This is a genomic window from Methylomonas sp. (assembly GCF_023228165.1).
Classification (GTDB): domain Bacteria; phylum Pseudomonadota; class Gammaproteobacteria; order Methylococcales; family Methylomonadaceae; genus Methylomonas.
This window is the reverse complement of record NZ_JALOBS010000036.1, coordinates 1-24,304: the sequence shown is the minus strand read 5'-3', so window position 1 is coordinate 24,304 and position 24,304 is coordinate 1. Positions and strand designations below refer to the sequence as shown.

17 protein-coding genes and 1 riboswitch are annotated in these 24,304 nt (G+C 54.3%); of the genes, 10 read left to right on the top strand and 7 right to left on the bottom strand.

Annotation, left to right across the window (positions count from 1 at the left end; genetic code table 11):
- Window positions 1–117 precede the first annotated feature (117 nt).
- Window positions 118–645 carry a PepSY domain-containing protein gene (locus M0R33_RS20440; RefSeq protein WP_292573688.1) on the top strand — a complete coding sequence of 176 codons (528 nt, stop codon included), beginning with the start codon at window positions 118–120 and terminating at the stop codon, window positions 643–645.
- A 62-nt stretch (window positions 646–707) separates the two neighbouring features.
- Here the strand turns inward: M0R33_RS20440 and M0R33_RS20435 are convergent, their stop codons facing one another.
- Window positions 708–1,391 carry a pentapeptide repeat-containing protein gene (locus M0R33_RS20435; RefSeq protein WP_292573686.1) on the bottom strand — a complete coding sequence of 228 codons (684 nt, stop codon included), beginning with the start codon at window positions 1,389–1,391 and terminating at the stop codon, window positions 708–710.
- A 285-nt stretch (window positions 1,392–1,676) separates the two neighbouring features.
- Window positions 1,677–1,895, top strand: a riboswitch (cobalamin riboswitch).
- Window positions 1,896–2,006: 111 nt separating this feature from the next.
- On the opposite strand from M0R33_RS20435, the gene M0R33_RS20430 reads away from it, so the two are divergent.
- The 3 genes from M0R33_RS20430 (at window position 2,007) to M0R33_RS20420 (ending at window position 6,332) form a co-directional block, all read left to right on the top strand.
- Window positions 2,007–4,799 carry a ribonucleoside-diphosphate reductase subunit alpha gene (locus M0R33_RS20430; RefSeq protein WP_292573684.1) on the top strand — a complete coding sequence of 931 codons (2,793 nt, stop codon included), beginning with the start codon at window positions 2,007–2,009 and terminating at the stop codon, window positions 4,797–4,799.
- Window positions 4,796–5,959 carry a ribonucleotide-diphosphate reductase subunit beta gene (locus M0R33_RS20425; RefSeq protein ID WP_292573682.1) on the top strand — a complete coding sequence of 388 codons (1,164 nt, stop codon included), beginning with the start codon at window positions 4,796–4,798 and terminating at the stop codon, window positions 5,957–5,959. Before M0R33_RS20430 ends, M0R33_RS20425 begins: the two co-directional genes overlap by 4 nt.
- Before the next feature lie 85 nt (window positions 5,960–6,044).
- Window positions 6,045–6,332 (top strand): cysteine-rich CWC family protein, encoded by a 288-nt coding sequence (locus M0R33_RS20420; protein ID WP_292573680.1) that lies wholly within the window; start codon window positions 6,045–6,047, stop codon window positions 6,330–6,332.
- A 78-nt stretch (window positions 6,333–6,410) separates the two neighbouring features.
- Here the strand turns inward: M0R33_RS20420 and katG are convergent, their stop codons facing one another.
- The gene (gene katG / locus M0R33_RS20415; protein WP_292573678.1) at window positions 6,411–8,633 is read right to left on the bottom strand and encodes a catalase/peroxidase HPI; all 2,223 of its coding nucleotides are present in this window, start codon (window positions 8,631–8,633) and stop codon (window positions 6,411–6,413) included.
- Window positions 8,634–8,944: 311 nt separating this feature from the next.
- On the opposite strand from katG, the gene M0R33_RS20410 reads away from it, so the two are divergent.
- Complete coding sequence (locus M0R33_RS20410; RefSeq protein WP_292573675.1) at window positions 8,945–9,820, top strand: LysR substrate-binding domain-containing protein; 876 nt, start codon at window positions 8,945–8,947, stop codon at window positions 9,818–9,820.
- Between the two features lie 176 nt (window positions 9,821–9,996).
- Here the strand turns inward: M0R33_RS20410 and M0R33_RS20405 are convergent, their stop codons facing one another.
- Genes M0R33_RS20405 through mobH form a run of 3 tightly spaced genes read right to left on the bottom strand, consistent with a single transcriptional unit; the run spans window position 9,997 to window position 14,860 of the window.
- On the bottom strand, window positions 9,997–10,629 hold the full coding sequence (locus M0R33_RS20405) for a DUF4400 domain-containing protein (RefSeq protein WP_292573673.1): 633 nt from the start codon (window positions 10,627–10,629) through the stop codon (window positions 9,997–9,999).
- On the bottom strand, window positions 10,626–12,458 hold the full coding sequence (gene traD, locus M0R33_RS20400) for a conjugative transfer system coupling protein TraD (protein WP_292573671.1): 1,833 nt from the start codon (window positions 12,456–12,458) through the stop codon (window positions 10,626–10,628). The genes M0R33_RS20405 and traD overlap by 4 nt, the downstream gene beginning before the upstream one ends.
- On the bottom strand, window positions 12,455–14,860 hold the full coding sequence (gene mobH, locus M0R33_RS20395; RefSeq protein WP_292573669.1) for a MobH family relaxase: 2,406 nt from the start codon (window positions 14,858–14,860) through the stop codon (window positions 12,455–12,457). Before mobH ends, traD begins: the two co-directional genes overlap by 4 nt.
- Window positions 14,861–14,989: 129 nt before the next feature.
- On the opposite strand from mobH, the gene M0R33_RS20390 reads away from it, so the two are divergent.
- Window positions 14,990–15,430 carry a hypothetical protein gene (locus M0R33_RS20390; protein WP_292573667.1) on the top strand — a complete coding sequence of 147 codons (441 nt, stop codon included), beginning with the start codon at window positions 14,990–14,992 and terminating at the stop codon, window positions 15,428–15,430.
- Between the two features lie 7 nt (window positions 15,431–15,437).
- A complete protein-coding gene (gene trfA / locus M0R33_RS20385; protein WP_292573665.1) occupies window positions 15,438–16,304 on the top strand; it encodes a plasmid replication initiator TrfA in 867 nt (288 codons plus the stop codon).
- A gap of 347 nt (window positions 16,305–16,651) precedes the next feature.
- On the opposite strand, the gene mobI is transcribed toward trfA, so the two are convergent.
- On the bottom strand, window positions 16,652–17,122 hold the full coding sequence (gene mobI / locus M0R33_RS20380) for a conjugative transfer protein MobI(A/C) (RefSeq protein WP_292573663.1): 471 nt from the start codon (window positions 17,120–17,122) through the stop codon (window positions 16,652–16,654).
- Between the two features lie 506 nt (window positions 17,123–17,628).
- On the opposite strand from mobI, the gene M0R33_RS20375 reads away from it, so the two are divergent.
- The 3 genes from M0R33_RS20375 to M0R33_RS20365 all read left to right on the top strand — a co-directional run bounded on the left by M0R33_RS20375 (window position 17,629) and on the right by M0R33_RS20365 (window position 23,366).
- Window positions 17,629–18,645, top strand: a complete 1,017-nt coding sequence (locus M0R33_RS20375) for a conjugal transfer protein TraF (protein ID WP_292573662.1) — start codon at window positions 17,629–17,631, stop codon at window positions 18,643–18,645.
- Window positions 18,642–20,105, top strand: coding sequence for a conjugal transfer protein TraH (locus M0R33_RS20370; protein WP_292573661.1), 1,464 nt, complete (start codon window positions 18,642–18,644; stop codon window positions 20,103–20,105). The genes M0R33_RS20375 and M0R33_RS20370 overlap by 4 nt, the downstream gene beginning before the upstream one ends.
- Before the next feature lie 63 nt (window positions 20,106–20,168).
- Complete coding sequence (locus M0R33_RS20365; RefSeq protein ID WP_292573659.1) at window positions 20,169–23,366, top strand: conjugal transfer protein TraG N-terminal domain-containing protein; 3,198 nt, start codon at window positions 20,169–20,171, stop codon at window positions 23,364–23,366.
- 3 nt (window positions 23,367–23,369) lie between these two features.
- On the opposite strand, the gene M0R33_RS20360 is transcribed toward M0R33_RS20365, so the two are convergent.
- Window positions 23,370–23,927 (bottom strand): hypothetical protein, encoded by a 558-nt coding sequence (locus M0R33_RS20360; protein WP_292573657.1) that lies wholly within the window; start codon window positions 23,925–23,927, stop codon window positions 23,370–23,372.
- Window positions 23,928–24,304 lie beyond the last annotated feature (377 nt).

Here is a 24,304-nt window from a genome sequence, read left to right as displayed (position 1 = left end):
GATGTGGTAGGCTTATCGCAACGGGATAGAAATTTCTGGGGTCGTTGATCGCTCGTTTAGCCTCACGCACAGATATTTTCCTTCCCGGTTTTTTGATCCCGGCCTGAGGACATCATTATGAAAGCGAATACCTATTTATCATTTCTACCAATTGCACTACTTGCGGGAGCCACCAGCGGCATCGCCCATGCGGAATATCCGAAAACCGATTTCAGCATCGAGCAATGTATGCATGCGGCGTTGGCCGAGAAAAACGGCGACGTGGTCAAAGTCGAATTGAAAACCGAAAACGGCGTGCCCACCTACGAATTCGACATCGAAACACCGGACGGCAAGGCTTGGGACATTGAATGCGACACCAAAACCGGCAAGATCAGCGAAATCGAACAGGAGGTCAAAAATGCCAAAGACCCCTTGTTTAAAGCCAAGCTGAAAGTCGGCGAGAAGGCCGCCCGCAAAACCGCTTTAGCCGCTCATTCCGGTACGATAGTCGAAGTGGAGTATGAAATCGAACCCGACGGCGCCGCGTCATACGAGTTCGACATCAAAGGCAAAGACGGCGCGGAACAGAAAGTGGAAGTCGATGCGACGTCCGGCAGGATCGTCGAAGACAATAGCGAAATCTATCAAATCGGCAAGGAATAATATCCTTTCAAGCAAAGGCGGTGCGTTGGTCTGAAATGACGTCGCACTGCCTTTTCGATGCTTTATTTCCCGCTTTTCAGGCCCTGAGCCGACTCCATTCCCCTCACATTGTTCAAGCCGGCGCCATCCAGATTGGCATGGCGAAAGTCGGCCTCGGCCACATCGGCGCCGTTCAAGTTGGCGCCGGACAGATCCGCCCACTGCAAGCGCGCGTTGCGCAAATTGGCCTGCTGTAGCTTGGCATAGGACAGAATGACATGGGTCAAATTGGCGCCACTCAGGTCGGCTCCGGTCAACACGGCGTTGTTCATTTCGGTACGGGCAGGCGCCATGCCTTGATTGGTCATGTCGGCACCGAGATCGGCGCCGGCCAGGTTGGCATGGCTGAGATTGACGCCGTTCAACACGCCGATGATGCGGCTGCCGGTCAAATTAGCCTCCGACAAGTCGGCATTTTCCAGTACTACGGCGTACAAACTGGCGTTGGACAAATTCGCCTTTTTCAATGTTGCCTTGCGCAGTTGCGCCCGGTTCAAATTGGCTCCGTGCAGGTTGGCCTGATCCAGATTGCAACCCTCCAGATTGGCGGAAAACAAATCGGCGCTTTTAAAGTCCACGCCGGACAGATCAAGCCCTGAAAGGTCCTTATTGGTCAGTTTCGGCGGCTGGATTAGGGCTTCGCCAACCATCGCCACGACTTGTTCGCGACTGAATTCGGCTGCTTGGCACAGAGCCGGGCCAAGCATAAGCGACTGGCCGAACAGTAGAAGAAAAACAATCCGCAAACCCATAACCTCACTCCAAAGTTTTAGTTTTTGTTAGTTTAGGCAAGGGTGGAATCGGCTGGCAATCCTGCTACAGAGAAAAGGAAAAAGTAAGCTGGTTTAGAAAGTCATTTTCCAATTTATTATGAATTTCGACGAAACCGCTTAGATCGATCTATCAATATCAACACAATATATAGTTTATGATCTATCAAGACAAAACTACATCTAGTGATTTTAGGCTTGACATGTCTGCCAAGCATCCCTAAACTGCATGGCCAAGACGGTTCCCCCCGAAGGGGATTAAAAGGGAATCCGGTTGGCGTTGGCGTGCTGTTCGCATGATCGTCTATAAGCCGGAGCTGCCCCCGCAACTGTAATCGGCGAGTTGAGGTTCAATCCGTGCCACTGGACGCGAGTCCGGGAAGGCCGAACCGAAACGGCGACCCGAAAGCCAGGAGACCTGCCCTCGAAACCTTTATCAACCAGGAGCGGGGTGTCTCCGAGGACGATGGCAAGCATTACGGTCGGATTCTCGCTGCCGTTTTACGTCTGCCGTTGCGGCTTCATGTCCCCGCTCCCCTTGTGGAGAAACACATGGATAGCGCCGTTCAACCCGCCAGTTTTTATCCCGGCCCTGTCGAATCCGTTAAACACACCCCCGCGTATCCAACCGATAGCGGCTTGGAGGTGATTCGCCGCAACCGTGCCGTGGTTGCGTTTCAGCCGGAAAAAATCGGCATCGCCATCACCAAGGCCTTCTTGGCCGTGGAAGGCCAGCACAGCGTCAATTCGTCGCGCATCCGCGACCAAGTGGCGCAGCTTACGACTAGCGTGGTCGAGGCCTTGACAAGGCGTTTGCCCGGCGGCGGCACGGTGCATATCGAGGATATTCAGGACCAAGTGGAACTGGTGTTGATGCGTTCCGGCGCCCACGACGTGGCCCGTGCTTATGTGCTGTATCGGGAAAAGCACGCGGCTCAGCGCGCGGCTCAACAAGCGCCCGAGCATGTCGCACCCAGCTTGTATGTAGACGACCAAGGCCAACGCCGGCCGCTGGACAGTGAGACCTTCAGCGCGCTGTGCCGAGAGGCTTGCGCGGATTTGGCGGGCGTCGATGCCGACCGGGTGTGGGCTGAAACGCTGAACAATCTCTACGACGGCATGCCGCTGGCGGCGGTGCGCCAGGCCTTGGTTCTGGCGGCGCGCACCTTGATCGAAATCGAACCGGACTACGGTAAAGTCGCCGCGCGCTTGCTGTTGAGCAATCTGCGCCTGGAAGCGACCGGCTTGGCGTTGACACAAGCCGACATGGCCGAACACTATGTCGACTGCTTTGCCGACTTCATCGCGACTGGCGTCGCCGCCGAACTGCTGGACCCGCGTCTGGCCGAGTTCGATCTGGAAAGATTGGGTGGCGCATTGCTGGCCGAGCGCGATCTGCAATTCGATTATCTGGGCCTGCAAACCCTGTACGACCGATATTTCCTGCACGTCGACGGCCGCCGCATCGAACTGCCGCAGTGCTTTTTCATGCGGGTGGCGATGGGCTTGGCGCTAAACGAAATCGACCGCGAAACGCGAGCCATCGAGTTTTACCGTCTGCTATCGAACTTCGACTTCATGTGTTCGACGCCGACCTTGTTCAACAGCGGCACCCGCCACCCGCAATTGTCGTCGTGCTACCTGACCACGGTTTCCGACGACCTGGACGGCATTTACCAAAGCATCAAGGAAAATGCGCTGCTGCAAAAATACGCCGGCGGCCTGGGCAACGACTGGACGCCGGTACGGGCTTTGGGCAGCCGCATCAAAGGCACCAACGGCCACAGCCAAGGGGTGATTCCATTCTTAAAAGTGGTCAACGACACCGCCGTTGCGGTCAACCAGGGCGGCAAGCGCAAGGGCGCGGTGTGCGCCTATCTGGAAAACTGGCATCTGGATTTCGAGGAGTTTCTAGAGCTGCGCAAGAACACCGGCGACGAGCGCCGCCGCTGCCACGACATGAACACCGCCGCCTGGGTGTCGGATTTGTTCATGCAACGAGTACGGGATAACGCCGACTGGACCTTGTTTTCGCCGGTGGATACGCCGGACTTGCACGACTTATACGGCGCGGCCTTCGCCGAGGCCTACCAAGCGTACGAAGCCAAGACCGAACGCGGCGAGATCAAATTGTATAAACGCATCGGTGCGGTGCAGCTTTGGCGGAAGATGCTGACCATGCTGTTCGAAACTGGCCATCCGTGGATCACGTTCAAGGATGCCTGCAATCTGCGTTCGCCGCAACAGCATGCCGGTGTCATTCACAGCTCCAACCTGTGCACCGAAATCACGCTGAATACCTTGGCCGACGAGACGGCGGTTTGCAATCTGGGCTCGGTAAATCTGGCCGCCCACCTGGTCAAGCATGGCGGCGCATGGCAACTGGACACCGACAAATTGCAGCGCACCGTCGCCACAGCGATGCGGATGCTGGACAACGTCGTCGACATCAATTTTTACGCGACGCCCAAGGCGCGCAACGCCAACCTGCGCCACCGTCCGGTCGGACTGGGCATGATGGGGTTCTCCGATTGCTTGCACCGACTGGGGCTCGCTTACGCCAGCCAGGACGCAGTGGAATTCGCCGATTATTCGGCCGAATTGCTGTGCTATTACGCTTATCAAGCCTCGGCCGATTTGGCCGAGCAACGCGGCCGCTACAGCAGCTTTAGCGGCAGTCTGTGGCAGCAAGGCTTGTTGCCGCCGGATACGCTGGCCCGCTTGAGCGAAACGCGCGGCGATCTGGGCGTGGTCGCGGGTGGGCGGCTCGACTGGGACGTGCTGCGTCAACGCATTGCTCAGGTGGGTATGCGCAATTCCAATTGCGTGGCGATTGCACCGACCGCGACCATTTCCAACATCGTCGGCGTGTCGGCGGCCATCGAGCCGGTGTATCAGAATCTATACGTCAAATCCAACCTGTCCGGCGAGTTTATCGTGGTCAATGCCGCGCTGGCGCGCGAATTGAAAACGCTGGGTTTATGGGATGCGGTGATGGTGGCCGACCTGAAATACTTCGACGGCTCGCTGGCGGCCATCGAGCGGGTGCCGGCCGACATCAAGGCCCGCTACGCCACCGCCTTCGAAATCGACCCGGAATGGCTGATCGAAGCCGCCGCTCGCCGGCAAAAATGGATAGATCAGTCTCAATCGTTGAATCTATACCTCGCCGCGCCGACCGGCAGCAAGCTGGATCAGATATACCGACTGGCCTGGCAGCGCGGCTTGAAGACCACCTATTACCTGCGCACCTTGGGCGCGACGGCGATGGAGAAAACGGGCGGCGACGACGCGGCGCCCAAGGTTTGCTCGATTACCGATCCTGATTGCGAGGCCTGCCAATGAAGCCGACGCTGAAATTTGACGATTGGGATCAGCCGGCGCTGCCGGCTTCGAGCGGCAATCGGTTTGGGAATGCGAATGAACTTAGAACGGTGGCCCGATCCGGTCCGATTGCCGACGCTGATAATGCGATCAATACGGTTGAGACGAACTCGAGTTTGCCGCCCATCGATGCCGAGCAAAAACGAGTGGTCAACGGCCAGGCCGACATTAACCAATTGGCGCCGTTCAAATACCCCTGGGCCTGGTCGTTTTTCCTGAACGCCAACCGCAACCACTGGACACCGCTGGAAATCTCGATGGCGCAGGATGTGCACGATTACCAGCATAAATTGACGCCGGCCGAACGCCACGTGTTCGAAAACGTGCTGGCTTACTTAACCACCTCCGACATCTTGGCGATGCGCAACATCGGCCTGGCGGTAATGGAAAAGATGAGTGCGCCGGAATTGCAAATCTACCAGGCACGCCAAGTCTACGAGGAAGCGCTGCACACCTGGACTTACCAGCATTGCATCGAAACCCTGGGGATCGACCAGCGCGAAATCTACAACCGCTACCGAGTGGTGCCGGAAATCCATGGCAAAATCGCGCTCGCCAACCGCCGCCTGCACGGCGTGTTGCAATCCGGGCGGCCGTTGACCGACCGCGACGCGTTGCATGAATTTGCGATGGCTTATCTGTTCTTCGCCGCCGTGTTCGAGGGTTCCTGGTTTTATAACGGCTTCAGCCCGGTGTTTGCGTTGCAGCGGCGCGGCTTGATGAAGGGCTCCGCCGAACAATTGCAGTACATCATGCGCGACGAAGTGCTGCATTGCGCGTTTGGCATCCGCGTGGTGCGGCAATTATTGGATGAGGAAAATCTAACCCTCGATCCGCAAGCGCTACGGCAAATGTGGGACGAAGCCGAAGCCGCCGAGACGGCTTACGCCGGCTACATCCTGCGCGACCCGATTCTGGGCTACAACGCCGGCTTGCACATAGAGCAATTCCGCTACGTCGCCAACCGCCGGGCCAGGCAAATAGGTCTCTCCGAACCCTTCCCCGGCTCGGCCAACGTGCTGCCGTGGCTGGACGAACAGGCCAATCTACGCAAGGAGAAAAACTTCTTCGAAACTCGGGTTACCGAATATCAGACCGGTGGGGCTTTGGTTTGGGAGTAACCGTCGAAAACGCTCGGAATTACAAAACCGAGTCGATTATCAATCATGACGGCTACTATAAATCGGCTGTTTGAAGTACGGAGTAATGCGCTTCAGATTGCTGACTTTCCACTGGAGGGCACTCTTGTTCAGCAATAATTTTGATAGTAAACATGAAGCGAAACAATGTCCGCGTTGTCAGCGTCAATTTGTTTGCAAGGCTAATCGCATTCATCGCTGTGATTGCTCGAACATTTGTTTGTCCTTTGAAACGATTGAGTATGTCCGGCAACTTTACGATGAATGTTTATGTCCAGTCTGCTTGAAAGAGTTAGAAGCTATTGTAAGGAATGAAGACATTGGGATTAAAAACTCTCGATCGTCAGACTCTTGAGATATTCCAGTCATTTGGTTTAGCTAGGCACCCAACTTGACTTGATTGCAGTCAAGTTGGGTGTCAAGCAAGCTTAAATCAGCGATTGTCGAAACGATCTAAGTCCATCACTTTGGCCCAGGCCTTAGCAAAATCCTGCACGAATTTTTCCTTGGCATCTTCGGAGGCGTAGACTTCCGCCACCGCCCTTAACTCGGAATTGGAACCGAAGATCAAATCCACCGGCGTTGCGGTCCATTTGAGTTGGTTGGTCGCGCGGTCCTTGCCTTCGTAAACGCCTTCGGTCGCCGACTTGCTCCATTGCGTGGACATATCCAGCAAGTTGACAAAGAAGTCGTTGCTTAACGTGCCCGGCTTGCTGGTGAAGACTCCGTGTCTGACGTGAGCTGCATTGGCATCCAGCGCCCGCATGCCGCCGACCAGCACCGTCATTTCCGGCACGCTCAAGGTCAGGAAACTGGCGCGCTCGACCAGCATTTCCGCTGGCGAATGGGCGTTATCCTTGGCAAAGAAATTGCGGAAACCGTCGGCTTTCGGTTCCAGCACCGCTGCGGAATGCACGTCGGTCTGTTCTTGCGAGGCATCCATCCGCCCCGGTTTGAACGGCACTTGCAGCTTGAAGCCAGCTTTCTTCGCGGCTTCTTCCACTGCCGCCGAACCGCCCAGCACGATCACGTCGGCCAGCGACACTTTCTTGCCGCCTTTCAAGGAACGGTTGAAGTCGCCTTGGATGGCTTCCAGTTTAGCCAACACCTTCGCCAATTCGGCGGGATCGTTGGCTTCCCAATCTTTTTGCGGCGCCAGTCGAATCCGGGCGCCGTTGGCCCCGCCGCGCATATCGGTGCCGCGGAAAGTCGCAGCCGATGCCCAGGCGGTTCTGATCAATTCCGGAATGGTCAAATCCGAGGCCAGAATCGCTGCTTTCAACTTGGCGGTATCCTTGGCGTCGATCAACTTGTGATCGACTTTTGGGATCGGGTCTTGCCAGACAAAATCCTCGGCCGGTACTTCGGCACCGACATAACGCGCCTTCGGTCCCATGTCGCGGTGGGTCAGTTTGAACCAGGCCCTAGCGAACGCGGCTTCAAACTCCTTGGGGTTATCCAGAAAACGTTTGGAGATCTTTTGGTACTCCGGGTCCATTTTTAACGCCAGGTCGGTGGTGAACATGATCGGCGCATGGCGTTTAGTCTTGTCGTGTGCGTCCGGCACGAAGTTGTCGCCCTTGCCGTCTTTCGGAATCCACTGAGTGGCGCCGGCCGGGCTTTTGGTTTGCTGCCAATCGAAAGTGTACAACCAGGTCAGATAGTCGTGGGTCCAGCGGGTCGGATTGGTCGACCAGGCGCCTTCCAGGCCGCTGCTGACGGTGTCGGCGCCATGTCCTCTGCCGCATTTATTGGCCCAGCCCAAGCCTTGCTCCTCGATGCCGGCGGCGGCCGGTTCCTTGCCGACGCATTCGTCGGGTTTATGCGCGCCGTGTGCCTTGCCGAAGGTATGGCCACCGGCGATCAGCGCCACGGTTTCTTCGTCATTCATCGCCATGCGGCCGAAGGCTTCGCGGATGTGCTTGGCGGCAGCCAACGGGTCGGGGTTGCCACCCGGACCTTCCGGATTGACGTAAATCAGCCCCATTTGCGTGGCCCCCAACGGTTTCGCCAACTCGCCCTTGACGTCATGGCGTTCGTCGGCCAGAAATTTCTTTTCCATGCCCCAATTGACGTTTTCGGCTTCCCAATCGTCGGCGCGGCCGCCGGCGAAGCCGAGGGTTTTGAAGCCCATGTCTTCCAACGCGACGTTACCGGCCAGTACCATCAAATCGGCCCACGACAGTTTGGCGCCGTATTTTTGTTTGACCGGCCACAACAGCCGTCGCGCTTTATCCAGATTGACATTGTCCGGCCAGCTGTTCAGTGGCTCAAATCTTTGTTGACCGCCAGACGCACCACCGCGGCCATCAAAGATGCGGTAGACGCCGGCGCTGTGCCAAGCCATGCGAATGAAAAACGGCCCGTAATTACCGTAGTCGGCCGGCCACCAGGATTGAGATGTATGCAGTACATTGGCGATGTCTTTTTTGACCGCTTTCAGGTCGAGGGTTTTGAATTGTTCGGCATAGTTGAAGGCTTTACCGAGCGGATTGGACTCGGCTGAGTTCTGGCGTAGCGGTTTCAGATCCAGTTGCTCCGGCCACCAAAAGCTGTTGGTTGTCGGCTGCATTTCGGCAAGAGCCGGAGTGGCGGTCAAAGCTGCCGATATGGCTACCGCCAATGCGGAAGCCAGGAAAATTTGTTTGGTTTTCATGGTACACCTCTGTTCCTGGTTGTAGGTGAATGCTAAAAATCATGCAGTTGGCGCTTCAGGTAGCAGAAGCGATCAATAAGACACCGCCGATTTTTATCGAACATTCTATTGGTAGTGGACGAAGCAACGGATTCAAAATCCGCTAATTGATCATTTCGGCGGATGTATTTAACTGGATTATGCAGTTATTTTGAAATTCATTTCATCGATAGCCCCATTTTTCAAATCAATAGACTGCAATCGCAAGGTGGTACTATTTAAAATCGGCCGGCTTTTTGCCGAACAACTCACACTGTAGGGAATAATTAGCGATGAACTTGCGTGATTTGAGCTACCTGGTGGCGGTAGCGGAATTAAGAAATTTTAGTCAGGCGGCCGACCAATGTTCGATCGGCCAGCCAACGTTGAGCACTCAGATCAGAAAACTAGAGGATTATTTGGGCGTAGACCTGTTCGTGCGCGAGAAAAATAGCGTGGAAGTGACGGAAACTTGCCAAGAGATTTTGCCGATTGCGAGAAGAATTCTCGACGACGTTCAGGGCATTCGGCAAATCGCCATCCACGCCAGTGCTCGGCATCGCAACATGCTGTCGCTTGGGGCGTTTCCTTCTCTGGCGAGTTACGTGCTGCCGGAGTATGTATTCCGCATCAAGCAACACTATCCGGATATTAAGTTACAACTGCTCGAGGAAAAAACCAATTCGCTCATCGAATTGCTGCTCGGCAAAAAATTGGACGCGGCTTTACTAGCCCTGCCGGTAGAACATGACTCTTTGGAATGTCGAATACTATTTGAAGACCCATTTACTTTGGCAGTTGGCGTAGATCACCCACTGGCTGATCTGGAGGAAGTAGACCTAAACATGGTGGCCAAGGAGAATCTGCTGTTACTGGACGAGGGTCATTGCCTGCGCGATCAGGCCTTGAAGTTGTGCAATCCTTCCCGATTCGTGGAACACGACTTCCGGGCATCCAGCCTGGAAACTTTGCGTTTCATGGTCAAAAACGGCGTCGGTGTCACGCTGATGCCATCCGTCGCTGTTCAGCCCGACGATAAGGACATTCGTTATATCAACATCCGTCAACGGCCCAGCCGCAAAATCGCGCTTGTCTGGCTCAGGAACCATCCCCGTGGCGAACTAATGGAAACTCTGGCCGGACTGCTGGCTTATAAACCACTACCCTGAGCCTAATTGCTGAAATTCGGATAATTGAGCGCCACAATGCGTTATTGTGACTGAAGCGTGGCGTTAAAGCTTACGACTATAGAGTTAAGCAGATTTATGAGTTATTTCGGGCATAATGCCCCGCGAGATTGTCACGAGATTTAAATGAACCTGTTTTGAACGCCAGGCTTGTCCGGCTAAATCCGCTTTTGCGTATTGGCCAACAGCACGTTCACGGCATAGGCGACGACAAAAACGCCCACCGGCACGGCTTGTGGCGGAATCGGAAACGGCAGGGTCAAACTGACCAGTAGCAGATACAGCGCGCCCAGAATCAGGTAAAGGCTGTAGCGATGGGCCATGGGGCTGGGGTAATCGAAATTGGTCTGGCTGATCTTGCGCCGCACCAGTCCGTCGACGACAAACGGCAGCATGGCAGCCGCCAGGTAGGGCAACCAGATATAAGCAGTAGTCAGGCGCTTGATCATTTGAAAGATCGTGTCCCACAGCACGTTGAGTCGGCTTTCGATAAAGGGGAACAAATCGTTACGCCCCAAATCCTCGAAGCCTCTGGACATCTGGCGTTCGCGCTCGGTCGGAATGAAGTAGCGGAAAACGCTTTCCCGAATGCCGGTGGTGACGAACAAGCGATCAAACCAGCGCTGCGCGGTGTGGCTGATCTGAGATTCTTTATCGGCGCCAAAGTAGCTGATCATCATCTGGTCTTCCGAGCGCTGCAGTTCACGCGTCCAGCGGTCGGACACAAAACTGGCCACCAGGATCACTTCCAGTAGCCACAGCATCAGGCTGAACAACAGATTGCGCGTCATGAGCCCGCGCCACGATGATCTTGTGCCGACCGCAGAATCGGCAAGCGGCCCTTGACAATCCGGCCGCCGGATAACTTGGCGATGTAATGCAAGTCAGGCAGTTGTCCGAGTAGCTGGGGCGCAAACAAATCGCCTTCTTCTTCCATCAGGCGTTCGCCGACATTGCCGGAAAACACCGTGGGATTGGTCGCACTGGTAGCTACGCCTTGGGTGCGCATGATGTATTTCAATCGGGTTTTCGGCAGATTGTCGGTGATGTACTGCTGGGTTTCGCTGTCCATGATCCTGAGCGCGATCAGGTTATTGACGTTGCCCAGCACTTGCCGCGCTTTGTCCTGGGAACCGGTACGGGCGGCAAAATCGGCAAAGGTTTGCGTGGCAATGAACAGCCGAATCTTGGCGCCCCGGCCCTTATTCAACACCTGAATGAAGGGATCGTTGATGACTTCCGCCGCCTCGTCGACAAACACATTCACCGGTCGGTCCGAGACGCCGTAGTTGTAGCGATCGCCGGCAACAGCGGCCAAATCCGCCAACAGAATCGAACCAATAGCACTGCCCACCATGCCGTCCGATAACGAGTCCAGGCCGATGTAAGCGACCTGAGCTTTTTCGATGATGTGGCCGGTATTGGTGATGGGACGCAAATCATCCACGTCGTGCGGATTCGGTGACAGCAAAGGTCCCAAGGAACCCGAGGTCAGCATGTTCATGATCGGAATCAAGGAGGCGACCATCTTGCTGAAGTGGGCTCGGTCGTGTTCGAACAAGGACAACAAGCCTTCCAAATCCAGATTAGGCAATTGGTACTGCATGACTTCCCGGTAAAATCGCACCAGTCCCACCGCTTTGGTATCAATCTCCTTGGCATTTTTCAGGTAAGGCCGCGCCTCTTGCCGCCAATGCCCCAGTTTGTTGTCGAAATAGCGTTCCAAGGCCTGAATCACCAGCGTCGAAGGACCGCCTTCCAAATAACGGCGCAGTTTCACCAAGGTAGGCCGTTCCTCGATCACCATCAAACCCTGAATCACGTTATCCAGCGATTTTTGCCCAAATGCCTTGAACGGGTCGTTACTGCTTTCGCTGGGTGAAATGGCGCTGATGCGGCTGGCGATTTCCGAAGGCCGGTTAAAGTTGTGCAAGGGATCGAGTCGCACGCTGTCTTCCGGAAACGCCGGATGGAAATACACGAAACGATCCGGACGCTTGGCCAAGGCGCAGGCGCGTTTGGCGCAGGCCATCAAGTCCTTGTCGCCCTTGGGGTCGATGATGATCACTGCTTCGCCGCGCAACACGGCTTGCGTCACCAACACGTCAAAGGCGCGCGTTTTACCGGCGCCAGTGGTACCGACTAGCAGCGTATGGCCGGCCGTATGCTGCAAGGGCTGGCGAATATCACCTTCGGACACTTCCAGTCCATGTATCCAGGCCGATCCCATGCGTTGATGATCGCTCGGAATCAGCGTCGAGACATCCCGTTTCAAAATCTCGTAGGCCAACTGGGCATGCTTTTGCACCCAATCGAATCCCCAGCCGAACCACAAGGCCTCGGGATGCTGTTTCACCATCGCTACCAGCTTTTCGGCATCCAGGTATTGGAATCGAAACTGACGCAACCGGCGTTTGCGGTACCAGAGACTCAGCGCCGGTGACATCCGCCAACACGCCATGACTCCGCACGCCGTCATCAACCAATCGAAAGGCTCAGGCGGCAAGCCCGACCAGCGACTCGTGAAATGCGCCAGACCGGCACCGCCTAGCCAGCCCGAGATGGCATACACCTCGAAGATGGGCCGCCAGGGAAACTGGTAGTCGTAATCGGATTTCATGGCGTAGGCCGCAGTTGTAAACAGGTACCGACACTTCGGAAATCACCATGACTGGCAAGTTCTCGCATTAACTGGGTGCGGGTCAAGCCGGGTGTGTTACTCAGAAAAGTCGCTATCGACTGTTCGTCCACTTCAAGCCATGTTGAGTCATCCCCAGTAACTGCCATTCGCGCGGGTGCTTGTTGCAATTCGTCCATCCAGTGTCTGATGGCTTGCCGGTAGTGCTGCTTTTTGTGGGTGCCCGTGTCCGATTTCGCTTTGGACGACTTGGCAGGCACGTGTTCTGGGTTGTGGGGTACCACTGAAGCTGACTGGGGTGTGGCGTTGTCCAGCAAGGGTTTGGCATCGAGAGGAATTTCCTGGCTGATTCCTGGCGTACTGGGTGAAAGCGCTGATGGCTTTGGAGTGTTTTTTGACGTGCGCTCGGCATTCTGTTCCCGTGTCTGAACTGACAACTCTGATTCAATCGGTTGAGGCCGATAGACATCGGGTATGGTGGTGTTGGCCAAAAGCTGTTTGAACATGCCGCTTGGTTCACTGGCGAGAAGTACGCCACGGATCTGCTGGATCTCTCTGACCTTACGCATAGGCGAAAGCACATCGGTCACCAACCAGCCTTTTTCCTCCAGAACGCGAATAAACTGATTGGCTTCCAGCTTGAGTGCATCCGGCGTTTTGGGAAAACTCAGCAAGCACTGTTGCTGCACCTCCAAAATATCCGTGCCCCAGCGCCAGTGTTCAGCCGTGACAATGGCGGCCAGTTGAATCAGCCAGTGCCCAGCTTGACCTTGCGATGCCAGCCAGTGTCGGGTAACGTCGCTTTGATCTTGCTGAGTATTGTTCGGTGCAAGGGCGTCTGACTCGACTTCAATCACGCTTTTCGCGTCGCTGCTTGATGCATTTGAGGCGGTGTCGTTTAGGTGTTGTCCAATCGTATCCTTCACGACGTCATCTTCATGACCGCTCAACCCACTTCCACTGTCTGCCAGCGCATCCATAGCCAAAATTGCCGCTAAATCGGCGGGTAAGATGGGTTCAGCGACGTGTTCACTTTTGGGCTCGTCTGCGGTGATTTTGACCGGGTTATCATGCGCCTTCACTTTTCGCCGCTTGCCGACCTTGACGTTAGGTTCGCTCGTAGACTGGGAGACTAACGGGATTTGATCAGCAGCAGGTGACTCGGTTTCATCCTTCACTTCGGCACCGATCACAGCGACCGGCGGTTCACCGCTATACACCAGCTCGATCGAGGCCAAGCGCAACATGAACAAGCTGCCATTCAGGGTCTCGGTTTGCATCCGCCAATAACGAAACCGTCCGCCGTTGGGTAGAGATTTTGGAATCGCGAGCCCGCGTTCGATCAAAATATCCGCCAGGGTATCTTCATCGCGCGGGATGCCGGGGATATGATCTTTGTCCAACAGGCTCAGGATTTCTTTAACGGCGGTGCGCCAGACGATATACAGACCGTCTTCGAATCGCCAAATCCTGGCACCTTTTTCGTTAGCCAGCCATTGACCGGATTTAATCAAACGGCGCATGGCATCGCACAGGTAGCGTTCAACCGGCATGCCCATCGCGGATTCCAAACCGTGGTAGTGGGCCTTCAAATCCCGTTCCACACTCATGCAATCGGCGGCCATCACCAGTGCATAGCATTTGGAGCCCCGATCCAGACCATGGATGGTTTCCAACAAAGCTTGCATGATCTCAGGGCCTGGCTCCAGAATGAAGGCACGTGATTCGCGGGTCAAAACCCGCTCGATGACCAGGGCCGAAAACTGTTCATGACGTTTATGCCGATTCTCTCGCCAGCGTAAAAAATAGCGCTCGATGTGATGCTGGTTAGCCCAATCCGTCAGGTTTTCATCGCAAGGATTCCACGTGTGTTCGCCTTGTTGGTCGACCACGGCCATGTCGGATACCGGTTTGCCGATGTCATGCAGCAACCCGGCAAAACACACAGCCAGTCGCCAGCGCAGTTCCAGGGATTTTCGAACTTTAGGGGTGGCATCGGTAGCGAACAGACAGTCTTTGGACGCCAGGGTCGCCCAGTGCGCAACCTCCAGCCCATGCCGAAACAAGCCGCCAGCTCCCCGATGGTGATGGGATTCCGATGCCGGTAGCAGATGACTGAAGGCGGCGTAACGCGCGATCACCGGCAATACGATGCTTTGAAACAGCGCGTCCGGTAGCGCCAAGGTCTGTTCGATGGTCTGAATCAGCTCGGTTTGGGTACCGAGAATGCGGGCCACCGGCGCGGCCGGCAGCCCCTTCATGAAGGGCGGGTAACGGGGAATCTCGTCTTCCTGGATGGCCGGGCAAGGCTCAGGCGCAGGTTGACTAATGCCAAACCAACGTTGCAGCCAAGGAATCCGGAATGAAGAGTGATGAGTTTTCATGGCGACCCATCATGCCTAACTTTTTTTCGAGGTCATCTTCGAAATCGCAATAATTATCGCGATTTCGATGACGAGCCCTAAAAAATAATGCTTACTGTGTTGAGTCTTCAAAAATCGACTGGAGACGACATGAGTATCCGAAACACCCCCGTTAGCACACTAATTCCCATCCTGATCTGTATGGGCTGTAGTACCTTACCCGCGCCGTCTGACCTAGTCAGCGAAACCGCCATTGAATCGCTGGTTCCACCGGCCGCGTTAGCCTGGCGCCTCGACCACGCTAGACAGCCCAGTCGTTTGGGTGGTTCGGTATGGTGTACCTCATCCATCGAACATGTGGTCAGACGCGAGGATCCGGTAGAGTCAACCATAACGGATTCCTCCCTTGATGAATTCGTCAGAAATGAAAGCGCCGAAGCGCCCGACCCCATGACCCTGGAACGGGCTTGGCGCAAATACTGTCATCATCAACTGGACCTGACAGACGTAGAGCGCGAGATGCTCCAGCAAAATCCACCGCCGGTGACTTCGCCATCCACGCACTGCGATCCCCGCAGTTTGAAAAAGTGAGGTGGGTATGACGCAAAATACCGTCACGTCACTGACCAATTTGACCGAACGCTTCCAGTCATTGACTGAACGCAAGAAAGCCCAGCCCCGACGCGTGGAGTCGCTAGCGACACTTCCCAGTTGGCCAGCCGGTATGCGCGGCACCCCGAATGCCTGTTTGCGCAGTGCGTTGTTTGCTGGTGTGCAGGGCAATGAGCGGATAGCGTACAAAAAGCGCACCTTACTGGCCGCTGTCGAGGGCATCGAAGTCCGTTATCTGGGCGTTCAGCTCAATCAGTCCGATCTGGACGTCTGGATGCAGATCGTGCACCTGTCCAGAATGCAATTGCCGGGCTTTAGCGTCACCTTCAGTGCGCACGCGCTGCTGATGGCGTTAGGCCGATCGACCGGCAAAAGTCAGCACGAATGGTTGAAGGAATCCATGGCGCGTTTAGGCGGCGCCTTCGTTGAAATCACCTACCACGGTCGGCAGACGTTTGGTGAAAAAGGCTTTCTGCGCTACCACCGCGACGAAATCACTCAGCGCTATGTGGTGGAACTGACCGAGTCGATGTTACGACTGTTCGAAGACGGTTACACCCATATCGAATTCGAACAGCGACAGCAATTGCGTAAACGTCCACTGGCGTTATGGCTGCATGGCTTCCTGTCGTCGCATGCCGCACCGTATCCGTTGAAACTGCAAACGCTTTATCAGCTCAGCGGCAGTAGCACCCAAAATCCCCGCGACTTCAAACTGCGGATGCGCAAAGCCTTGCAGGCCTTGGTCACTATCGGCGCTATTGAGCGCTTTGAAATCGATGAGGATGTCGTCAAGGTCAAAAAACAACCCACACCCACGCAAAAACGGCATCTCGAACTCAGGCAACATTAACCAAAATGGCACGGCATTCGACTGACGCACTTTTAGCCCGGTCGATGCCGCCCCAACACGGCATTCGGCTGACGGGTACACGGCATTCGACTGACAGAGGCACGGCATTCGGCTAACAAGGTAACGGCATTCGACTGACACCCCACGGCATTCGGCTAACGCAAAGCACGGCATTCGGCTGACAAAACACACGGCATTCGACTAACGCTTCGTCAATTTTTTGAAATCGCTGTAAGCCATGTTCGGCGTGGCCTACAGCGATTTTCAATGACTCGAAAAATCGGGTGCTAATCTATTTATAATCTTTTTTTAATCTTAATAAGGGGCTACGCCCCTGTGGATAACTTTCAGTCGAGAGCGTCGCGTAAACTTTGCCGACAGCGATGAAATGCATCGCGGAACTTGCCCAATAAATCGATTTGTTTGCGCAGATCGACAAACTCGTTTTCAAATTCCTCCACTAGCGAGACTTCCCAATCCGGTTCTTTTTTCAGAATATGCTGCAAGGGATAGCGATAGCCTTTGCCTTTTTTGATGTGCTGGGTGACCGGTTTGGTTTTGCCGTCGATCGATAGCGAGGCGATCAGAAACCACTCGATGGTGAACGAATAAGCGCTTTCCCTCCGACGGATGCGCACCCCCATTCTGCCGCGTAGCGATGCCGGATGCTTTTTGCGTTCCAGGTTAACGCGTCGCCAATAATCATCGACCAGCATGCGGGCTTGGCCATGCAAACTCTCAACCTGGGCTTCCAGCCACTCAATCACGCGTTCATCAGCTAATGCCGATTCATCGTGCTCTGCATTTAACAAATTCATGTAAAAAAAACCTATCCTTAACCACAGGTTTTTCGCGGCAAAAAACCTAGTGAGTTTGATGATGACTATTCAATGTTTCCGGCAGCGTCAAAAATCGAGGCAATGACCTAACACCGTCACGACCCACGCTAACCCATGACGGGCAAAGGCTTGCCGGTTAGTGCTGGCCTGATATTTTCGGTGGTGTTTACCTATACAGGCTTTTGGGCAACAACCCTAAATAGGTTTTCCCGTGTGTAGTCATGACCAGGGCCTAACCCACAAAGTCCGATTGTGCATGGCGTTCAGCCTTCCGTGCGTTGTTAGGTTTTTGCGGCACATTTCAGAACTCCGAGTCGGATTTTAGAGATTCGGGCCCGAGGCAGGGTTGCGAAAGGAGGATAATTTCGGCGGTTTCGTCGATACCGACAACACAGGGGTACTTTTTTCGACCGCTTTGTCGAAATCGCCAAAATTATCGCGATTTCGATGACAACCAGGTCTTGGGTGTCGTAGACAATTGAGCTATGAACCCAAAACACGCTCTGCATCCCTTTTTGCTCGTACTGCTACTGCCGGCATCGGCGGTTTGTGGGGATGCGTCTGTCGACAGGCCGGCTGTGTCGTATTTCGAAGACAAACAACGTGGCTGGTTTTGGTATGAGGTGCTGCCGGAGCCGGTTAAAAAATCGCAACCCGAAATTCAAGCGGATCAGGAAAAACCCAAGCCTGACATCAAACCGCCCAGCGTCGTTCAAGCTGACATTGAACCCAAAACACAAGCCAAGCCCTCTACGGAACCCCAACCGCTGTCCTCGGCCTGGTTGAAGCAAAACCTCGAGCATTACCTGAACCAGGCGATCGACGATCCGAGTCCCGAGAATGTGGCGGCGTTTTATTACCTGCAACGGGTGATGATGGATAAGGCCGAACGCTTTACCAACGCCGCCCGTTACGTGGTGATGTCCGATCCGCAACTGGATGAAACCGTGCGCCGTCCGGTGGCAACTTATGCGGCCAATGAAGCCAATCATCAGGCCGGCGTGGTGGCCGAGCGCGCCTTGAAAGCGGTTGCCGCCCAAGCCGGCCTATTGTTTTTCTTCCGCTCCGATTGCCCGTACTGCCATGTGCAGGCGCCGATTCTGGCGATGCTGGAAAACGCCTACGGATTCAAGATTTATCCCGTGTCGCTGGATGGCTTACCGATGCCGAACGGCTTTTTCAGTCAGTTCAAACGCGATCAAGGGCAAGCCGCGATGTTGGGGGTTGAACAAACCCCGGCGCTGTTTCTGATGAAACCGCCCAAGCAAATTGTACCGTTGGCGCAAGGTGCCTTGTCGTTGGAAGAAATCACCGGTCGGATTTTGCTGGCCGCCAAGGAAGCCGGTTGGATCGATGCTTCGCAATATCAAACCACCCAAGGTATTCGTAATACACCGATGTTGTTACCGGCCGCCGGTAGCATCAGCCCTGCGGTCACTCAAGATCCATTGTCACTGATCCAGGAATTGCAACGCAGTGCGCAAAGGGGGAGTACACCATGATGTCGTATTCATATCGATTTCGCTATCGTTACCCATATCGCAAGGTATTAGTATTGATTCTGTTGGTTGAGAGTGTCGTTCCAGCCTATGCCGACCTGCAACAGGAAATGGACAGCATGTTCGGCACCATGACCAATTTCACGGCCCCGACCGCGCATTTGGGGCAACGCCGTGGCGTGATTACCGGCGGTAGCTTAGTGGCGCGTAATGGCATCACCAACACCAATCTGGTGTCGTTCGTACCGCCGTCGTTCAGTGCCGGCTGTGGCGGCATCGATTTGTTTGCCGGCAGCTTCAGCTTCATCAACTTCAACCAGTTCGTGCAATTGCTGCGCAATGTCGCCGCCAATGCCTCAGGCTATGCATTCCAACTCGCCGTGGGCGCCATGTGTCCCTGGTGTGCGTCGGTGATGACCGACCTGCAAAAGAAAATCCAGGAAATGAACCAGATGTTCAGCAACTCCTGCCGTTTGGCGCAGGGCCTGGTCAACGACACGGTTAAAGCTTTCGATCTACAGAGCAAAACCAATCTGTCCAATGCCTCGTTTACCCAAGGCATTTCGGATGTATTTTCCAGTTGGACCAATACCAGCACCTTGGGCGATCCGGTACAGCAGATCAAGCAGAACGACCCGGCCGACATGACCAAGATCATTCAAGGCAATCTAGTCTGGCGGGCTTTGGTCAATCAGAACGCCGGCGGCTGGTTCCGTTTCGGCGGCAACAGTTTGCTGGAAGCGGCGATGAGTATTTCCGGCACGGTGATCGTCGACGCCCCACAAGTGGCACCCGACGGCAAAGGCGAGAACAATGCCATCAGCGCGCCGCCGCCGGTGTTGCGGATCAAGGATTTGATGTACGGCAACGACGCGGGTAACAGTTATCAAACCGTCAGGCTGTATAGCTGTTCGGATGGCCACGATGCTGATCAATGTCTGAAACCCATCGTCCAAAACGTCAATCTGGTCGGTATGAAGCAACGGGTGATGGAGATTCTGCTTGGGTCTGCCAATTCCGGCAACGGCTTGATCTACAAATTCTCAACCAACAGCGGCCAGATCACCGATAGCGAAAAAGCCTTCATGCAAACCGTGCCGGATGCCATCGGCGGCATGATCCATAACCTGGCGAGGGAGGATGCCGGCATTGCCAAGCTGTGGGCCGAAGAAGCGGCGCCGGTGATTGCCCTGGAATTGGCACAGCTGATCGTTAACGATTTGCTGAACGCCGTGCAAGCCGCTGCACACATGAACGACCATGCCTATGCCAAATTGCTGATGGATGCCTTGAAGGATGCAAGAGAGCAAATCCAGGACGAATACGTCACCATCGCCGGCCGTTATGGCAATCCGCAAACCCTGATGGCGTTTTACCAGCAATTGATGGCCACGGTGAAGCCGAAACACTACGGTACCGTGGCACAGTTGCCGGCGTCCGGGATGGCGTGGCCAAGTCCTTAAACGCTCATTCCCCGTCCTCCCCACGATGCATTTCTCCCTCTTTCATTAAAAGGCAGGTCGTCCATGTTTGAAATCTTCTCCGTGGGCGATTCCGCCTATTTGCAAGCTGTCCTCAATGCGATCGCTATGATTTCCGGGACCGGTGATTACCGCACCGCGGCGGCCGTCGGCGGCTTGATCGGCGTCATCATCGTCATGCTCAGGGCGTTGTTGCAATGGGATGGCCGGGGCATACGCTATCAGGATTTATTGCTGGCCTACGTGTTGTGGTTGATGCTGTATGCGCCGTCGGTACGGGTGTCGATCGAGGATGCCTATACCGGCAGCGTGGTGGTAGTCGACAACGTACCGCTGGGACCTGCGGTGGTGGGTAGTGTGATGTCCAACATGGGTTATCGGACCACGCGATTGTTTGAGCAAGGCTTTGGCACACCGTCGATGACCGGCAATGGCTTTGCCGACAGTTTGCAGACCTTGACCGCAGTGCGGAAGAATCTGTTGTCGCGGGTGAATCTAGGTGCGGCTAACGCACCGAATGCTGGCAGCGATATGGAAACCTCGTTTGCCAACTATGTCCGCGAATGTACCTTGACCGGTGTGGATCTGAATCAAAAATCGGTGGATGCCATCTTGCGCGATGCCGATCCGTTGAATGCGATCAGGTTTGATTCCGACATCTACATGACCCAAATCTATGTTGGTGGTCAACCGCAAACCAAAACCTGCACCTATGCTTGGGCGGATTTGAGTGTGGTGGCCAATGGCAATTTTGCGACAGCGTTGGAAGGGTTGTTGCAACCGACCTTGGGCGTACCGGCGGCAGCCGACACCGTGCCGAAAGTCCAGGATGCCTTCGATGCGTTGGCCGGCCCCGGCGTAGTCGATGCCGCCGATTACATGCTGATGTCGGCGATCATGCCGATGTTCGAGAAAGGCGTCATCGGCCGGCATGAAGACGGCTTGCATTGGAACAAAGCGGCGATGGTCGAACAAGCCATTCAACAACGCAATACCCAATGGGCGGCCGAACAAACCCTGTTTGCCAAGATCGTCCGGCCGATGATGGCCTTCATCGAAGGTTTAAGTTATGCCATCGCACCGATCATGGCGTTTGTGGTGATGCTGGGCAATGTCGGTATCCGGATGAATATCGGCTACTTCTCGATGCTGCTGTGGATCCAATTGTGGATGCCGATTCTGGCGGTGATCAATTTGTTCATCCAAATGTCAGCCGCCGGCAAAATGGCGGCGCTGACCACGGCTACCTACAACCTGCCGTCGATGATGGGCATTTACCAGTTGGACATGGAGTTGCAACAGTGGCTGTCGATCGGTGGTATGTTGGCCGCTTCAACGCCGGCCATTACCTTGATGCTGATTTATCGCGGGGCAGTGACCGCCACGCATTTCCTTGGACGGATGGACGGCGGCGATTACGTGAACGAAAAAATCGCCACGCCCGACGTGATAAGTCCGGCGCCGGTCTTGAATGCGCAAGCGCAACATCAATACAGTCCATTGTCGGCGGTTACGCAAACGGGCGTCGACAAGGTGCTGCCGACCTTTACCGCCGGCAAGGACATGAGCGCGGCGGTATCGTCGACCTACAGCGCTTCGGAACAGGCGACCAGTAGCTTCATGCAGAGTGTGTCGTCTACGGCGTCGAAGTCGGCCAGCATCACTAACGATGCCTTTGACAGCCGGTCGCTGGGTAATCAGATTGCCAGCAGCTCCAGTTATACCGATGCCTACAACCGTCAGTTTGGTGAAGCTTTCGCCAAGAAACATGCCGATACCGGCATATCCGCCGATCAGTTCTCGGCCTTGGTGGCCGGCAGTGCCAATGCCGGTGCCAAGTTGGGTAATGACCAACTCAGTGGCGTAATCTCCGGACGCTTGCAGAACGATTTCAAAGTCAGTCAGGACAAGTCCGACGCCATTGCCGCCGACATCAGCCAAACCGTCAACGACAGTCAGGGCTATCAAGCGGGGTTGGCGAAAAGCCTGGCAATGGATGCGCAAACCGGCACCCGAAACGTCGCATCCATGGGATTACAAAATCAATCGTTGTCATCACTGCAACACAGCGCAACGGATGCGGTATCCGCCAGCGAATCCTATCAACAAACCCTATCGGCCCAACAACGCTTCGGGACACAAGCCAGTTTCGGTGCGGCAGAAACAGGTAACAAAATCGCCCATGACCCCGGCCTGATGGAACGCCTGGATCGGACGCTGGATCAATACGGCTTGCGCGGCGATACGCAACGGCTGGCATCGCAATGGAAAGCTGCCGGTTGGATCAGCGATGCCGATCAAGCCTATGCCACCGCCGGCATGTCGTTATTGACCGGTTTTTCGTCGCCCACCTACCGGACCATGGATGATCAACAATCGCATCTGGCCCAAGTCTCGGGTTATCAACTGTTGGGCGATGCGTTTAATGCGCCGCAGGCCGATCAAAGCTGGGATGCCAGCCGGAACGAATCGCTGAAGGCCAATGCACCGGAAACTGGTAAGGTTCAATCAGTCGTCGAACAGGCCAATCTCAAAGACCCTCGCGCTGAAACCGAATCGCTAAATCAGCGTGCTCAGGCACAGATTGGTTCAGTGACGGGAAAAATTGCCGGTGGCGAAGCTCGTGTTGAAGCACAACACGATCGTAACCTAGCTGAGCGTGAACAAAATTCAAAAGATGGTTTTGGGCAATTGGCGAATGTCAAAGTCGAGCATTTTAGGCAATCGATTGCGGCTGCGGCCAATGACACGCCTTCTGCTGCAGAGGCTTCTTACAATTATCTAGGGGGCAGTCTTTATAACTCCGCGAAAAATTTGGAAGCATTAGGGTCGGTTAGTAATCAACATATCAAGGAGTTTGCAGAATATGTTCAACAATCTCAAGCGCAAGGAATGGGAGTTTGGGATTCAATAAAATACGCTTCAAACCAATCGTATTCTGGATTTAAGGAGGCTTCTCAAGTATGGGCAGATCAAAGAGTAAATGAAGTTGCAGATAAATTAACTCCGACTCAGCAAACTTATTATCGTGCCGCGATGTTTGAAGCCTTTGCGGGGATTGCTGTTGCCGGAGAGTATGGCGGCACACTTGGTATTGCTAAAAGCCAGTTGATAGATGAGGAAGGCAGTATCGAAGGTAATGATATCGCCAAGCTACTTAAAAGCGCGGCTGGTCAAGGTCGTATGGACTTAATCGATCAAATTGGAAATTACAATCGGGCGCGTGGCCGCATAAACTATTAACTTTCAATGAGAGTGACTTCTCGCGACTGCAAAACCAGCCAGTATCCATCTAACTATCATAAGAAAAGAAGCCATTACAACGTAACGGGTTAAATCATCTCTAACATACAGAATCAGAATTGCGATCAAAGCTGTAGCCGACCAGTAATAGCGACTGTTGTGTGAAAACTGTTTCGCAATGAATTCGATCGTTTGATAAAAAAGTTCGGCGAGGCCGAATGCGCTGAAAATAATGCTACCAAATATCCCAAGGGCTTCCATCTCGCGAGGGATTATTTCCATCTTTGCAAGAAGCCAAATCAAACCAAAGCCAGCAGCAACCAAGGCTATTCGTTTAAAAGCATCGAACGAAACAATTTTCTTGGAAAACCGTTGAAAAAACTGCTGAAATCCCCCCGAAAACTTCGCAAAAGTTGCACCGCAAAACGGACAGATTGATCGCAGTGGCTGACCATAATACTTAACAACCCTGGGTACCATGGATCGATTACATTCGAGACAATTGACCGTGGCATGATGACCAGAAAATACCGAATTTACGGAATCAGTATGGTTCGGCATAGTTGAAGGTCTTAAGCGACATGAGTGTGATGAAAACGAGGGCATTGGTGATCTCCAACCTTGCTTAACGATCTTATCGTACTGCGAATAGGCTGAGTTGCCAAGTTAGCTTTAATCCAATTGAATTGATAGCCATTGACGTTGAGGTTCTGTGACTTCAAGAGGTCACCAACCATAACGCAGCCAAATAAAGACGAAACGGGATATTTTTAAACTGAATTAAACCCGAAACCTGTCGTTCGAATTTTCTAGTTTTTTAGGAACTGGCAGGCAAGACCCGGCCATTAGCAGTCAATCGCCAACCTAAAGAAATTTTAGTCGGCCCATGGGTGCTGCTCGAAAGCGGACGTTCATGCTTACTAAAATAAGGCTTCGAA